This window comes from Salinilacustrithrix flava, assembly GCF_041228405.1.
GTDB lineage: Bacteria > Actinomycetota > Acidimicrobiia > Acidimicrobiales > Salinilacustritrichaceae > Salinilacustrithrix > Salinilacustrithrix flava.
Genome location: NZ_CP133888.1, coordinates 3674761 through 3689421, shown reverse-complemented (window position 1 = coordinate 3689421; position 14661 = coordinate 3674761). Strand labels below are relative to the sequence as shown.

Annotated in this window: 14 protein-coding genes; 10 read left to right on the top strand and 4 right to left on the bottom strand. The window is 69.1% G+C overall.

Annotated elements, in window-relative coordinates:
* Window positions 1-326 precede the first annotated feature (326 nt).
* Window positions 327-1481: a quinolinate synthase NadA gene (nadA, locus tag RGQ06_RS18090; RefSeq protein WP_432428234.1), complete on the bottom strand. Its 1155-nt coding sequence runs from the start codon at window positions 1479-1481 to the stop codon at window positions 327-329.
* Window positions 1482-1716: 235 nt separating this feature from the next.
* Between nadA and RGQ06_RS18085 the strand changes: the two genes are divergently transcribed.
* The 4 genes from RGQ06_RS18085 to uvrC all read left to right on the top strand — a co-directional run bounded on the left by RGQ06_RS18085 (window position 1717) and on the right by uvrC (window position 6758).
* Window positions 1717-2670, top strand: coding sequence for a glycosyltransferase family 2 protein (locus RGQ06_RS18085; RefSeq protein ID WP_432430728.1), 954 nt, complete (start codon window positions 1717-1719; stop codon window positions 2668-2670).
* On the top strand, window positions 2660-3385 hold the full coding sequence (locus RGQ06_RS18080) for a class I SAM-dependent methyltransferase (RefSeq protein WP_432427775.1): 726 nt from the start codon (window positions 2660-2662) through the stop codon (window positions 3383-3385). The genes RGQ06_RS18085 and RGQ06_RS18080 overlap by 11 nt, the downstream gene beginning before the upstream one ends.
* 65 nt (window positions 3386-3450) lie before the next feature.
* Window positions 3451-4854, top strand: a complete 1404-nt coding sequence (locus RGQ06_RS18075) for a hypothetical protein (protein WP_432427774.1) — start codon at window positions 3451-3453, stop codon at window positions 4852-4854.
* A 41-nt stretch (window positions 4855-4895) separates the two neighbouring features.
* Window positions 4896-6758, top strand: coding sequence for an excinuclease ABC subunit UvrC (uvrC, locus tag RGQ06_RS18070; protein WP_432427773.1), 1863 nt, complete (start codon window positions 4896-4898; stop codon window positions 6756-6758).
* Here the strand turns inward: uvrC and RGQ06_RS18065 are convergent, their stop codons facing one another.
* Window positions 6759-7619: a hypothetical protein gene (locus RGQ06_RS18065; protein WP_432427772.1), complete on the bottom strand. Its 861-nt coding sequence runs from the start codon at window positions 7617-7619 to the stop codon at window positions 6759-6761.
* Window positions 7616-8041, bottom strand: coding sequence for a hypothetical protein (locus tag RGQ06_RS18060; protein ID WP_432427771.1), 426 nt, complete (start codon window positions 8039-8041; stop codon window positions 7616-7618). The genes RGQ06_RS18065 and RGQ06_RS18060 overlap by 4 nt, the downstream gene beginning before the upstream one ends.
* 50 nt (window positions 8042-8091) lie before the next feature.
* On the opposite strand from RGQ06_RS18060, the gene RGQ06_RS18055 reads away from it, so the two are divergent.
* The 3 genes from RGQ06_RS18055 to RGQ06_RS18045 are packed head-to-tail and all read left to right on the top strand — an operon-like array spanning window position 8092 to window position 10573.
* Window positions 8092-8820 (top strand): class I SAM-dependent methyltransferase, encoded by a 729-nt coding sequence (locus RGQ06_RS18055; RefSeq protein ID WP_432427770.1) that lies wholly within the window; start codon window positions 8092-8094, stop codon window positions 8818-8820.
* 20 nt (window positions 8821-8840) lie between these two features.
* Window positions 8841-9692, top strand: coding sequence for an RNase adapter RapZ (gene rapZ, locus RGQ06_RS18050; protein WP_432427769.1), 852 nt, complete (start codon window positions 8841-8843; stop codon window positions 9690-9692).
* A complete protein-coding gene (locus RGQ06_RS18045; RefSeq protein WP_432427768.1) occupies window positions 9689-10573 on the top strand; it encodes a gluconeogenesis factor YvcK family protein in 885 nt (294 codons plus the stop codon). The genes rapZ and RGQ06_RS18045 overlap by 4 nt, the downstream gene beginning before the upstream one ends.
* 10 nt (window positions 10574-10583) lie before the next feature.
* Here RGQ06_RS18045 and RGQ06_RS18040 read toward each other — a convergent pair whose 3' ends face one another.
* Window positions 10584-11300 carry a response regulator gene (locus RGQ06_RS18040; RefSeq protein ID WP_432427767.1) on the bottom strand — a complete coding sequence of 239 codons (717 nt, stop codon included), beginning with the start codon at window positions 11298-11300 and terminating at the stop codon, window positions 10584-10586.
* A 209-nt stretch (window positions 11301-11509) separates the two neighbouring features.
* Here RGQ06_RS18040 and gap point away from each other — a divergent pair, with 209 nt between their 5' ends.
* Genes gap through tpiA form a run of 3 tightly spaced genes read left to right on the top strand, consistent with a single transcriptional unit; the run spans window position 11510 to window position 14444 of the window.
* Window positions 11510-12511: a type I glyceraldehyde-3-phosphate dehydrogenase gene (gene gap / locus RGQ06_RS18035; RefSeq protein WP_432427766.1), complete on the top strand. Its 1002-nt coding sequence runs from the start codon at window positions 11510-11512 to the stop codon at window positions 12509-12511.
* 5 nt (window positions 12512-12516) lie between these two features.
* Window positions 12517-13659, top strand: coding sequence for a phosphoglycerate kinase (locus RGQ06_RS18030; protein WP_432427765.1), 1143 nt, complete (start codon window positions 12517-12519; stop codon window positions 13657-13659).
* Window positions 13656-14444, top strand: a complete 789-nt coding sequence (gene tpiA, locus RGQ06_RS18025) for a triose-phosphate isomerase (RefSeq protein WP_432427764.1) — start codon at window positions 13656-13658, stop codon at window positions 14442-14444. The genes RGQ06_RS18030 and tpiA overlap by 4 nt, the downstream gene beginning before the upstream one ends.
* Window positions 14445-14661: the final 217 nt, after the last annotated feature.

Below are 14661 nucleotides of genomic sequence, written 5' to 3'. Positions count from 1 at the left end.
CGCCTTTGGTTCAGGACGGAGGGTCGTGCACGCAAGTTGCTGATCCGGGCGGCCGTTCGCTCCGGATGGACTGACGCTCCGGCTAGAGATTGAACGGTAGCGGGACGGGCAGATGTGGCGAACAAGATCGAGGACTATCTGGCGAACTCAACGCGGTATCGATCGAACGCCAAGATCGTCCAGACATTTCGTAACGCGGGGTTTGGTGCTCGCATATCGATGGCCGATCATCGACGTGTCCAGCCGTACGGCCCCCTGCCGGAGTTCGTTGCCCCATATCGTCCTCGCGCGAATCATGACTGCGCACCTCGTATCGGAGGGCTGACCTACGTGATGTCGAGCATCCTCTGCAGCGCCACCCGGGCCCACGCCGCAGTCCCGTGATCCACGCTGATCCGGTTCGGCACGCGTGCGGCGACCAACTCCTCCAGGATCCACGTGAGGTGTGGCAGATCGATGCGGTTCATCGTGGAGCACGGACAGATCAGCGGGTCGAGCGACACGACCGTCTTGTCTGGGTACTCGGCTGCCAGACGGTTGACGAGGTGGATCTCGGTGCCGATGGCGATCACGGTGCCGGGCGCAGCGGCTTCCACGGTCTTGATGATGAAGTCCGTGGAGCCGACCTCGTCAGCGGCGCGGATCGCGTCGTGCGGGGCTTCCGGGTGGATCACGACGAGGCCGTCGGGATGCTCGGCGCGGAACTCAGCCACCTGTTCAGCCGAGAACCGCTGGTGGATGCTGCAGTGACCCTTCCAGAGGAGGAACTTTGCTTCCTTGGCCTCCGCCTCGGTGAGACCGCCCAAGTCCAGGCGAGGGTTCCAGAGCTGCATCTCGTCGAGGCCGAAGCCCATCGCCACGCCGGTGTTCCGGCCGAGGTGCTGATCGGGGAAGAACAGCACCTTGTCGCCCTGCGTGAACGCCCACTCGAGCACGGCCCGGGCGTTGGTCGACGTGCACACGGCGCCGCCGTGGCGACCGACGAACGCCTTCAGCGCCGCCGAGGAGTTCATGTAGGTGATCGGTACGAGTCGCTCGATGTCGATGACCTGTTCGAGCTGCTCCCACGCCTCCTCGACCTGGTCGATGTCGGCCATGTCGGCCATCGAGCAGCCTGCGTTGAGGTCGGGCAGGATCACCTGCTGGTGCTCGCCGGTGAGGATGTCGGCGGACTCGGCCATGAAGTGGACGCCGCAGAACACGATGTACTCGGCCTGCGGTCGCTCCTGGGCGAGTACTGAGAGCCGGTAGCTGTCGCCACGGGCGTCGGCGAACTGGATGATCTCGTCGCGCTGGTAGTGGTGCCCGAGGATGAACAGCCGCTCGCCGAGGGTCTCCTTGGCGGCGGCGATGCGTGACTCGAGCTCCTCGTCGGAGGCATCGGTGTACCGCTCGGGGAGCGGTAGCTGGAGGCGGAGCATGTGGTCTGGTTCCCCCGATTTCGCAAGGGTGGAGAACCGATTGGCGGACGGCAGGGACAGCCCGGTCGCCTCTCCTGCGGGGATGTCGTCCTCGGTTCGGAATGGGTGCCGGTGATTCCGGGCCGGCAGGAGCACGATACCTCCTTGGCGGCCACTGGAACTCCACTCGGAAAGGTTGGGCTTCGTCAGATGCACACCCACGGGGAGTGGAGGTCCCAGATGCCGTGCCGAGGCAGTGGCACACTCTCGATGTCCGTCGGCGGACCCAGGCAGAGGAGAGGCTCCCAAGTTGCAGGTGCAGGCGGCACAGGACACTGCGGTCGAGCTGTCCGTGGTGGTCGCAGCCTTCGAAGAGGCGGACACACTTCCGAAGCTCTGGCAGCGCCTTGCGCCGGTCCTCGACGGGTTCGAGAGCTCGGAGCTCGTCGTCGTCGACGACGGCAGCAAGGACGCCACGTGGTCGGTCATCTGCGAGCTGGCCGGCCATGATCCGCGAGTCCGAGGAATCCGCCTATCGCGGAACTTCGGTCAGCAGGCAGCGCTGACGACGGGCCTCGAGGTTGCCTCTGGGGCCGTGGTCGCTTGTATCGACGCCGACCTCCAAGATCCTCCGGAGCTGTTGCCGGAGATGGTCGAGCGGCTGCGAGCCGGGGCGGAGGTCGTCTACGCCGTGCGGCGCACGCGGGACGCCGGGCCGGCGAAACGGCTGGCGTATCGGGCCTTCTACCGCCTGTACCGGGCCCTGGCCGAGATCGACGTCCCGCTCGACAGCGGCGACTTCGCCGTGCTGGACCGTCAGGTGGTGGACCAGCTCATCGCCATGCCTGAGCGAACCCGGTTCCTTCGCGGATTGCGTAGCTGGGTCGGGTTCCGCCAGGAGCCCTTCGAGTACGACCGGCCGGACCGGGCTGTCGGGCAGCCGAAGTACACGCTCCGCAAGCTCGTCCGCCTCGCTATCGACGGGCTCGTGTCGCTGTCGAGTCTTCCGCTCCGCGCGGCTTCGATCCTCGGGATGCTGACCGCCATCGCCGGCGTCATCTACATCGGCGTGGCCGTGGGAGCCCGGCTCCTCCTACAGGATGTCCCAGAGGGTTGGACGTCGTTGATCGCGATCATCCTCGTGCTGGGTGGGGCCCAGCTGACGGTGATCGGGGTCCTCGGCGAGTACGTCGCCCGGATCTACGACGAGGTCAAGCGCCGGCCCCACGCCGTGGTGCGCGACCAGATCGGAGTCCGAAGTGGATCCTGAGCTGCACCAGGCGCACGCCGACCTCGACGAGACCCACTGGTGGTTCCGTGGACGCCGCCGCATCATCAGAGCAGTGCTCGCTCGCCACCTTCCCCTGGGAAGCGGGAGCATCCTCGATGTGGGCTGTGGCGCCGGGGGGCTGCTGGGTGTCCTCGAGGAGCACGGCGAGGTCATCGCCATCGAGGGTGAGGCGACAACGGCCGCGGTCGCGCACGAGCGACATCCCGCCGCGGACGTGCGCGTCGGCGTCCTGCCCGATGCGCTGGCGGAGGTCGACGAATGCCGGCTCGTGACCGCCTTCGATGTGATCGAACACGTCGACGACGATGTCGGTCTGCTCCGGGCGATGCACGACGCACTCGCCATCGGAGGGACGCTCTGCGTGACGGTGCCTGCGCTCCCGTCGCTGTGGAGCCACCACGATGAGGTCAACGGGCACAAGCGCCGGTACACCGCCCGGACGCTGCGGGCGGCGCTGACCGACGCCGGCTTCGACGTCGGCCACCTCTCGTACTTCAACAGCGTTCTGCTGCCGGTCGTGTGGGTCGCTCGGCGCCTCGAAGGCCTCCGAGGTCAGCAGGCAACTGACTTCGACAGGACCTTGGGCCCAGCCGATCGCCTCCTGGAAGCGGTGTTCGCAGCCGAGCGGCACGTGGTGGCGCGCTGGTCGATGCCACTCGGCGTATCCCTGATCGCCGTGGCCGTGCGGCGGTGAGCGAGTCGGTGCCGGGGACGACCCTGGCCCAGGAGGCAGCAGGCGAGCCGGCAAGGTTCGGTTTGGTGGCGGGTGCGGAGCGGATCCGCGTCGGGCTCCTCGCGCTCGCTGCATCGCTCCCGAGCCTCGCCAGTGGGCTGCTCGGTGGCGGGTTCCTCACCGATGACTGGGGGGTCTGGCTGGTCTTCGACCAGAACGGTTTGGTGGATGGCCTGTGGCAGCTCGCCTTCGAACAACCGGCCAGGCCTTTCGCCGCGCCGTACTACGCGGTCCTGTACGAGGTGATCGGCGATCGGCCGGTCCTCCAAGGGCTCATCATCGCCGCCGTGAACGCGTCCTTGCTCGTGACGGCCTGGCTCTTCGGCCGACATGTCCTTCCAGCCAAGGTGCTGTGGCCAACCCTGGTGGTGTTCGCGCTGGCGCCAAACCACGCGATGACCCGCTTGTGGTTCGTCGTCGGGACGTATCCGTTGGCGCTGGCCATGATGTTCCTCGGGTTGTGGCAGCTCCTGCGCCGCCGCAACCTGGCGGCAGCCGGCCTGCTCGCCGCCGGAACCCTCGTCTACGAGGGCGTGGTCGTCCTCGCCGTCACCCTCGTGGTCATGTGGGCCGCTCCAGCGTGGAGGGAGCGTCTGCGCGCCGCATTCGTGGCTGTGACTCCGGCGGTCGTCGTCGCCGCCGGACTCTTCCTGCTGTCGCCGAAGCGGGACGGTGACGGGCCCGACCCATTCGACAACGCCTCCAGCCTGGTGTCGGCGCACTTCGGGACGGGCATGTGGGAGTACCCGCTGCTCGCACAGGTGGTGGGAGCGGTCCTGCTGCTGGCCGTGGTCGTGGCGGTAGCAGCTCAGCTGCCATCGTGGCGGTCGTCGTCGATCGAGCCGAGGTGGCTCCTCATCGGCGTGGTCGTGATGCTGGCCGGAGCCGCCCCGTTCATGTACGCGGGAGCTGTGTTCGCCACCACGGGCTTGTTCGATCGGAACAACCTGGTGCCGAGCGTGGGTACCGCGCTGGTGCTCGGGTCAGGCTGGGCGTGGTTGCGATCATGGAGGCCGAACATTGCAGCTGTCGTCGCGATCGGCGGCATCTCGTGGTTCGCTGCCATGCAGGCGGTGGACGTGGACAACTTCCGTCAGGCCGTCTCGAGAGGGGATGCCGTGATCGGAGCCCTCGCCGCAGCTCCCGGTGTGGATGACGCATCGCCCATCATCGTCGTCCCAGAGCAGGTCTCGAACGGCACCGGCATGGCCGACTTCGTGTACCACGGCGACTTGGTCGCAGCGATGCGGTACCGGCACGGCGGTGACTGGAGCCGCGTCCTGCTCATCGAGCGGCTCGACTGCGGCTCACTCGACACCTCGGCTCCGGTGCAGGTGTTCAACTGGCGCGACGAGAGCATCGAGGTGCTCTCACGAGATGCACTACGGACTCGCTGTGAGCAGGAGAAGGAGCTGGTCGAGGGCGCCTGAACGTCGTGGGAGGGCGCGGCCATCGCCCGTAGCCTTGCGGCGTGGTCCAACGTCCCCCCGCCGGCACGATCCCGGAGACACCCGGCTCGTACCAGTTCAAGGACGCGCACGGCCGGGTGATCTACGTCGGCAAGGCGCGGAACCTGCGCCAGCGGCTGTCGAACTACTTCCAGAACCCACGCAACATGCACCCGCGCACGGCGCAGATGGTGGCCACGGCCGAGAGCGTCGAGTGGATCCAGGTCCGCAACGACGTCGAAGCGCTGATGCTCGAGTACAACCTCATCAAGGAGCACCGGCCACGCTTCAACGTCCGCCTCCGGGACGACAAGAGCTATCCGTTCCTGGCAGTGACCGTCTCCGACGATTGGCCTCGCCCGATGGTCATGCGTGGCCGGAAGCGCAAGGGCACCCAGTACTTCGGGCCCTACGCCAACGCCTACGCCATCCGCGAGACCCTCGACCTGCTCCTGCGTACCTTCCCGCTCCGGACGTGCTCGGACAACAAGTTCGGTCGGCACGAGCGCATGGGTCGCCCCTGCCTGCTGTTCCACATCGAGAAGTGCTCCGGCCCCTGCGTCGGCGAGGTGGATCACGAGACGTACCAGCAGATGACCAAGGAGCTGCTCGACTTCCTCGACGGCGAGACCGACGCGCTGGTCGAGCGGCTCGAGACCGACATGTCCCTGGCGGCCAGAGAGCTCGAGTACGAGCGAGCGGCCCGCATCCGCGATCAGCTCGAGAGTGTCAACAAGGCGATCGCCAAGCAGCAGATGGTGGGGGACCGCAGCGAGGACCTCGACGTCATCGGTCTCGCCGAGGACGACCTCGAGGCGGCCGTGCAGGTCTTCTTCGTCCGCAAGGGCAGAGTCGTGGGTCGTAAGGGCTTCGTCGTGGACAAGGTCGAGGATCTCAGCCCGGGCGCCCTCATCGAGCACGTGCTCGAGGGTCTCTACGACGACCCGCTGCTCGGCATCCCCAAGCAGGTGCTCGTCCCGGCGATGCCCGACGATCCCGAGCTCTACGAGGAGTACCTCTGCGAGCTGCGGGGGAGTCGGGTCGAGATCAAGGTGCCCCAGCGGGGGGAGAAGGTGCGCCTCCAGGAGACGGTGACGCACAACGCCAAGGAGGCATTCACCCGCCATCGCCTCAAGCGGGCGAGTGACCACAACAGCCGGGCACGGGCGCTGAACGAGCTGCAGGAGCACCTCGGCCTGCCCGAGGCCCCCTTGCGCATCGAGTGCTACGACATGAGCCACTTCCAGGGCAGCGACTACGTCGGCTCAATGGTCGTGACCGAGGACGGCCTACCCAAGAAGTCGGAGTACCGCCGCTTCAAGATCAAGGAGGTGGACGGCAACAACGACTTCGCCGCGATGGAGGAGGTGCTCCGCCGCCGGCTCACCGCCTACCTGATCGAGCGGGAGAAGCCGGCCAGCGAACGTCCGGGCAAGTTCGCCTACCCGCCGCAGCTGCTGCTGGTCGACGGTGGCAAGGGCCAGCTGACCTCGGCGATCAACGTGCTGAAGGAGCTCGATCTCTTCGACGAGATCCCCGTGGCCTCGCTGGCCAAGCAGTTCGAGGAGGTCTACGTCCCGGGCAAGTCAGATCCGATCCAGATCCCGCGCCAGTCGGAGGCGCTCTACCTGCTGCAGCGCCTGCGGGACGAGTCCCATCGCTTCGCCATCACCTACCACCGCACGCTGCGGGACAAGCGCATGAAGCAGTCGGTGCTGGACGACGTGCCCGGCCTCGGCCCGACCCGCCGGAAGCGCCTGCTGAAGGAGATGGGCTCTCTGCGCAAGGTCAAGGCGGCGACGCTCGAGGAGCTGCAGTCGTTCTCCTGGCTGCCGAACAACGTGGCCGAGAACGTCTGGAAGCAGCTGCACCAGCCGAGTCGCTGACTACAGGATGAGGCCGGCGAGGACCGCGTTCCAGGCGAGGATCGCCGCAGCGGCGACGGCGTGCGCTCGACGCACCGCAGGGCGGTGCGCATGAGCGAGCCCGATGGTCAGCAGCAGGACGGCGAACCCGGCGATGGGCAGGACCGCGTACGTCGTCACGCAGAAGCCGATGAGCGCGACGGCACGCAGCAGCTGCCAGCGGCCTCGCAGCGGCGCCAGGAAGGCGGCAGCCACCGCGCCCTCCATGATCAGCCCGACCCAGGTGAACGTGAGTGCCAAGGTCCGGATGCGAGGGCCGGTCTCGATCTCGATGGCGTCTCCGGCGGCGCCGGTTGACGTGAGCTGCGCGATGGCGATGCGTTCGTGGGCGAGCTGGTCCTCGTCGGCGTCTCCAAAAAGGACGGCGACGGGCTCGAAGCGATCGTCCCGCACGAGCGTGTACTCGAAGAAGTCGCCGCTCACGAACGGCCCGGACAGGAGCTTCCACCCGAACGCGAGGGCGAAGAGGAAGCCCAGCAGCAGGCGTGCGCTCAGGGCGAGGACGTCGTCGGGACGTCGGCCGAATCGGGAGACGCCGATGGCGAGGAGCCAGTACGTCGTGGCCACGGGGTGGTCGTCGATCAACCACCACTCCTGGAGCTGGTTCCCGCCGAGCACGCCCGCCAGGAGCAGCCAGGGCCAGGGCGACCGGAGCAACCGCTCCTGGAAGTACAGGACCGCGGTGGCGACGCCGAGGAACACGGCCATCGCCGGGTCGCTGTGGTTGTTCACGATGGCTACGAACAGGCTCAGGCGGGCAACCACCAGGAACGGGTCGAGATCGTCGAACCAGGCCCGGAAGCGGTCCGCAACGGCTCTCACGGGACGTCCACCGTCCGGATCGGCACGAGCGTGATTCGCAGCCCGTCAGGCGTGTCGTCGACGTCGTGGCCGAGGACCTGGAGCCGGACGGCGTCGGCGCCGGAGCGGTCCATGATCTCCTCGGCCAGCGCCACGGCATCGTCGTCGCCAGGCGCGACCAGCACCCGCTCCAGTTCGTCGCGGAGGTCGTTGGGCAGGGCGATGGCGGTCGTCTCGCCGTCGACCGTGGCCGTGAGGCGAGCGGTCCGGCTCGGCAGGTAGTCGTAGCTCGAGAACATGCCGAAGCCGACGCCTTGCCACGGCGACTGGTCGACCGTGTGGTGCCGGACGACGGCGATGGCGGCGATGGCCAGGAGCAGGAGCGGCGCCACCCACGCCAGGGCCCGGTCACGGCGCGACGTCCCATCCCTTCCCGCCGCCACGCCGCCAGGGTATTGGCGTCACCAGTGGCGCTGGGTGTTGCATGCGACCGGTGAGCGACGATGATCTCTGGGAGACCCACGCCGACTGGTGGCAGGAGGGCTTCACCGACGGCGTCGACCCGGAGTACGAGGAGCAGATCCTCCCGCTGGCCGAGGAGCACCTGCGTGGCGCCCGCCGGGTGCTGGACATCGGCACCGGGGAGGGCCAGGTCGCCCGGCTGGCCGCTCGCCTCGGCGCCGAGGTCGTCGGCCTCGACCCCACCTGGAACCAGGTGGAGGTGGCCAAGGAGCGGGGCGGGGGGCCGGTGTACCTGCGCTCCGGCGCGGCCGGGCTGCCGTTCCCGGCCGCCAGCTTCGACGTCGCCGTGGCGTGCCTCGTCTTCGAGCACATCGACGACGTCGACGACGCCATCGCCGAGGTCGCCCGGGTGCTGCAGCCGGGCGGGCGGTTCCTGTTCTTCCTCAACCACCCGCTGCTGCAGACCCCGAACAGCGGCTGGATCGACGACCAGATCCTCGACCCCCCAGAGCAGTACTGGCGCATCGGCGCCTACCTCCGGGAGGACAAGTCGATCGAGGAGGTGCAGAAGGACGTCCACATCCCCTTCATCCACCGCCCGCTCAGCCGGTACCTGAACGCGCTCATCGCCAACGGGCTCCTGCTCACCCGCATCGAGGAGCCGGCGCCGCCGCCCGGGTTCCTGGCCCGGGCACCGGAGTACACCGACGCCGCCGAGATCCCCCGCCTGCTGTTCCTGCGGACCGAGAAGCTCCGGTAGCCAGAAGTAGCCTGCCCCGCATGGGCGACTACGTGGTGATCGCCGGCCTGTCCGGCGCCGGCCGCTCGCAGGCCGCCAACGACTTCGAGGACCTGGGCTGGTTCGTCATCGACAACCTGCCGCCCGAGCTCATGCCGAAGGTGACCGAGCTGGCGGATGCCAAGGGCTCCTCGATCGACCGGGTCGTGCTGGTCGCCGGCACCGGGCACTACGACCGGGAGCTGGTCGACGCCCTCGCCGAGCTGCGCCGCAGCGTGCCCCGGGTGCGGATCCTGTTCCTCGACTGCGCCACGCCCGAGCTGGTCCGCCGCTACGAGCAGACCCGCCGCCGCCACCCGATGAGCCAGGCCGACACGATCGAGCAGGCCATCGAGCAGGAACGGGCCGTGCTCGAACCGGTGCGGGCCGAGGCCGACGTGGTCATCGACACCACCAACCTCAACGTCCACCAGCTGCGTGACCGCATCCGGGCCGCGTTCGGCCAGGAGGACGCCGATGTCGGCATGCGCACGACGATCCGCTCGTTCGGGTTCAAGCACGGCCTGCCGATCGACGCCGACATGGTCCTCGACGTGCGCTTCCTGCCCAACCCGCACTGGGTGGACGAGCTGCGTCCCCTCACCGGGCTCGACGAACCGGTGCGGGACTACGTGCTCGGCCAGGAGGCGGCCAGGGAGTTCATCGACCGCATCGTCGACCTGCTCGAGCTGCTCCTGCCCGCCTACCGCAACGAGGGCAAGGCGTACCTGAGCATCGCCATCGGCTGCACCGGCGGCCGCCACCGCTCCGTCGCCATCGCCGAGGAGATCCGCGCCCGCCTGGCCGAGCACGACACCGACGCGACCGTCACCCACCGGGACGTCGAACGATGAAGCCCGGTCCTCGCGTCGTCGCCATCGGCGGCGGGCACGGGCTGGCCATGCTGCTCAAGGCGGTCGGCACCTACGCCGGGCACACGACCGCGATCGTGGCCACCGGCGACGACGGCGGCTCCAGCGGCCGCCTGCGCGAGTGCATCCCCATGCCGGCACCGGGCGACCTGCGCCGGTGCATCGCCGCCGTCAGCCCCAACCGGGAGCTGGCCGAAGCCATGGAGCACCGCTTCACCGACGGCGACCTCGCCGGCCACGCCGTCGGCAACCTCGTGCTCGCCGGCCTCGTCGACGCCGGCCACGACCTCGTCGCCGCGGCCGCGTCCCTGTCGCGCTGGCTCGGCGTCGACCCCGAGGTGGTGCAGGTGCTCCCGGCCACCGACTCGCCCATCGACCTCGTGGCCGAGACACCCGAGGGCACCGTGCGGGGCCAGGTCGAGATCGAGGCCGCCGGCCGCCTGGTGCACATCGCCGTCGACCCGGCCGATCCGCCCGTCCCGCCCGCCGCGACGGAGGCGCTGCAGCAGGCCGACCAGATCGTTCTCGGGCCCGGCTCCTTCTACACGAGCGTCCTGGCCGCCGCCGTCGTGCCCGGCATCCAGCGGACCATCGCCGGGCGGCGCGGCCGGTTCGTGTTCGTCGCCAACCTCCAGGCGGACGAGACCGGCGTGAAGAACGTCGACCTGGCCGGCCACCTGCGGGTGCTCGGGCTCCACGACCTCACGCCCGACGTCGTCGTGACCCAGCGGGGAGGGCTGCCCCTCGGCGACGTCACCGCCGCGTCGCCCGAGGTCGAGGTGGTCGAGGCCGACATCGACCGCCCCCACGGCCTCGCCCACGACAGCGACCTGCTCGGGGCGGTGCTGGCCGGGCTCATCTGAGCCGGGCGGCTCAACCGCTGGTCAGGCGGGTGAACGCGTCGATCGGATCGCCGCCGGCCACGGCGCTGGTGGCGCGGTCGGCGAGGTGGGGGAGCTGGTTGCAGAACCGCTTCTCGACGGCGTGCACGGTGTCCTCGCCGCCGCCCAGGAGCAGCGCGACGATCGAGTCCGATCGCTGAAGCACGAAGTCGTGTCCCCGGAGGAAGCCCCGCAGCTCGTCCGCGACCTGGTCGCCCGAGCTCGGGTCGTCGAACCCGACCCGGAGCAGCACGTCGTCGGGGTGGGCCTCGGCGACCACGCGGTAGAAGCCGGCCGCGTCGACGGTGGTGGGTTGGGCCGACACGGCCCGGACCGGTCGCCGTCGCTCGCCGTCCCTCGCTTCGGACCGCTCGCCCACGCTCGAGATGATCCGACCCAGCCGATCGAAGTCCGGCTTGACCACCACCTCGACCCCGGGGTCGTCCCGGGACGCGATCGAGTCGTAGGCGGTGAAGATGATCACCTTGGTCGTGGGGAGCGATCGGCGCACGTACTCCACGAGCTCGGCGCCGCTACCGAGGTGGAGCATCAGGTCGACGACGACGACGTCGGGACGGAACTGGCGCAGGAAGTGGATGGCGTCGAGGCTCGAGTCGACCGCGGCCAGCACCCGGCCGCCGCGGTCCTCCACCAGGTCGCTGATGACCGAGCGGGCGACGGGGTCGTCCTCGCAGATGAGTACGTCCATCAGAACCATCCGACGCTGGCGCGCTGGATCTGGCAACCGAACGACATGGAACCGAGTGTGGCCCACCACTCTCCGTGGGGCCGCATCAAACGGGACGCAACGGGCAGGACGCCCAGACCATCTGGATCAGGCGCGACGTTTGTGGGACCACCGGCGCGCGTGGTCAGATCCGAACCGATCAGACCGACGACTCCCGAGGTGGGACCGCAATGACCGTTCGTGTGGGCATCAATGGCTTCGGCCGCATCGGCCGCAACTTCTTCCGGGCGGCGAAGGCGCAGGGCGCCGACATCGACTTCGTGGCGGTGAACGACCTCGGCTCGCTCGACACCATGGCCCACCTGCTGCAGTACGACTCGGTCATGGGCCGCTTCCCCGAGAAGGTGAGCGTCGGCGACGGCGGCATCACCATCGGCGACGACAAGCTCAAGGTGCTCTCCGAGCGCAACCCGGGCGACCTGCCCTGGGGCGACCTCGGCGTCGACGTGGTCATCGAGTCCACCGGCTTCTTCAACTCCAAGGAGAAGGCCGGCGCCCACCTCGAGGCCGGCGCCCCGCTGGTCATCGTCTCGGCCCCGGCCAGCGGTGCGGACGAGACCTTCGTGGTCGGCGTCAACGACGACACCTTCGACAAGGCCAAGCACAAGGTCGTCTCCAACGCCTCCTGCACCACCAACTGCTTCGTGCCCATGGTCAAGGTCCTCGACGACACCTTCGGCGTCGAGAAGGGCTTCATGACCACGATCCACGCCTACACCGGCGACCAGTCGCTCGTGGACGGCCCCCACGGCGACCTGCGCCGGGCCCGCGCCGCGGCCATCAACATCATCCCCACCAGCACCGGCGCCGCCCGGGCCACCAGCCTGGTCATGCAGTCGATGGAGGGCCGCCTCGACGGCACCGCCCTCCGGGTGCCCGTGCCCACCGGCTCGATCACCGACTTCACCGCCATGCTGAAGAAGGACGCCACCGCCGAGGCGATCAACGAGGCCTTCCAGGCCGCCGCCACCGAGGGCCGCCTGTCCGGCGTGCTCGACTACAGCGACGCCCCGATCGTGTCCTCCGACATCGTCGGCTCCGCCGCCTCCTGCACCTTCGACTCCGGCCTCACCATGGCCAACGGGTCGCTGGCCAAGATCAGCGGCTGGTACGACAACGAGTGGGGCTACTCGAACCGCCTGGTGGACCTCACCGTCATCGCCTGCGGCTAGAAGGCATGACCGAACCGGTTCCCCAGCTGGAGGACCTGCTGCCGCTCGACGGCAAGCGGGTCCTCGTCCGTGCCGACTTCAACGTGCCGCTGCGCGACGAGCCCGACGGCACGCGCGAGATCGTCGACGACCTGCGCATCCGCGCCGCGCTGCCCACCATCCAGTGGCTGCAGCAGCAGGGCGCCACGGTGACGGCGTGCAGCCACCTCGGACGCCCCAAGGGCGCGCCGGACCCGAAGTACTCGATGGAGCCGGTCCGCCAGCGCCTCGCCGAGCTGGCCCCGGGCGTCGAGCTGCTGGAGAACCTGCGCTTCGACCCGGGCGAGACCGCCAACGACGAAGCGTTCGTCCAGAAGCTGATCGCCGGCCAGGACGCCTACGTCAACGACGCGTTCGGCGCGTCGCACCGGGCGCATGCCTCCATCGTCGGCCCGCCGAAGCACCTCCCCTCGGCGGCCGGCCGGCTGCTGGCCAAGGAGGTCGAGATCCTCGGCGGCATCCGCGACGACGCCCGCCGCCCCTTCATCGCCATCCTCGGCGGGGCCAAGGTGTCCGACAAGCTCGGCGTCATCGAAGCCCTGCTGCCCCAGGTCGACGGCCTCATCATCGGCGGGGGCATGTGCTTCACGTTCCTCGCCGCCCAGGGCAACCCCATCGGCGCCTCGCTGTTCGAGCCCGACATGGTCGACACGTGCCGGGCGCTGCTCGAGCAGGCCGAAGGCAAGATCCACCTGCCGAGCGACGTCACCGCCCTCGGCCCTGGTGGCGAGATCGGCAAGCCCGAGGCCGGGGGAGAGGTGCGCCAGCTGCACACCTCCATCCCCGACGGCTGGATGGGCCTCGACATCGGCCCCGGCACCGCGGCCGAGTTCGGCGACCTCATCGCCGAGGCCCACACCATCTTCTGGAACGGCCCCATGGGCGTGTTCGAGGATCCCCGCTTCGAAGCCGGCACCAAGACCGTGGCCCACGCCGTGGCCGAGGCCCGGGCCTTCACCGTGGTCGGCGGCGGCGACAGCGCGGCGGCGGTCGAGCAGTTCGGCCTGGCCCGCGACATCGATCACATCTCCACCGGCGGCGGCGCGTCGCTCGAGCTGCTCGAGCAGGGCGACCTGCCGGGCCTCCAAGCACTGCGAGGACAAGCATGAGTGACCGCAAGCCGCTGATCAGCGGCAACTGGAAGATGCACCAGAACCACTTCGAGGCGATCCAGCTCGTCCAGAAGCTCAGCTACGTGCTGACGAACGAAGACGTCGACGCAGTCGACGTGTCGGTGCACCCGCCCTTCACCGACATCCGCTCGGTGCAGACCGTGCTCGAGGCCGACCGCATCCCGGTCTCCCTCGGCGCCCAGCACTGCCACTGGGAGGAGAAGGGGGCGTTCACCGGCGAGGTGTCGCCCCTGATGCTGGCCAAGCTCGACGTGGAGTACGTGATCTGCGGCCACAGCGAGCGGCGCGAGCTGTTCGGCGAGACCGACGACGACGTGAACAAGAAGGTGCACGCCATCCTCAAGGCGGGCATGACGCCGATCATGTGCTGCGGCGAGACCGACGCCGAGCGCGAGGCCGACCAGGCCGAGGAGAAGGTGTCCGGCCAGGTCCGCGCCGGGCTGGCCAAGGTCAAGCCCGACCAGGTCGCCGGCATGGTCATCGCGTACGAGCCCATCTGGGCCATCGGCACCGGCAAGACCGCCACCGCCGAGGATGCTCAGGCCATGTGCGCGCTGGTCCGGGCCACCGTCTCCGAGGTCGCCGGGCGCGAGGCCGCCGACTCGATCCGCATCCAGTACGGCGGCTCGGTGAAGCCCAACAACGCCCCCGAGCTCATGACGCAGCCCGACATCGACGGCGCGCTCGTCGGCGGCGCCAGCCTCGATGCCGACGACTTCGGGCGGATCGTGCAGTACCGACTGGTCGAATCCGGCAGCTGAAGCGAGATCGGCTGGCAGATCTGCCAGCCGGCCGGCGTTCTGGCATCCGAGCGGCTGTTTCGTGCGTGTTGCAGTACGACGAAGTGCGCAAGGATCGCTTGGTGACCCCGGCCACGCTTGCTACGGTCGCCCGCCGGTCGTGGATCGTCCGACAAATGTGTCGTACGGTGCGCGCCACGCTACGTGTCGGTCACTGGGACCGATCGCAGCTCCCTGC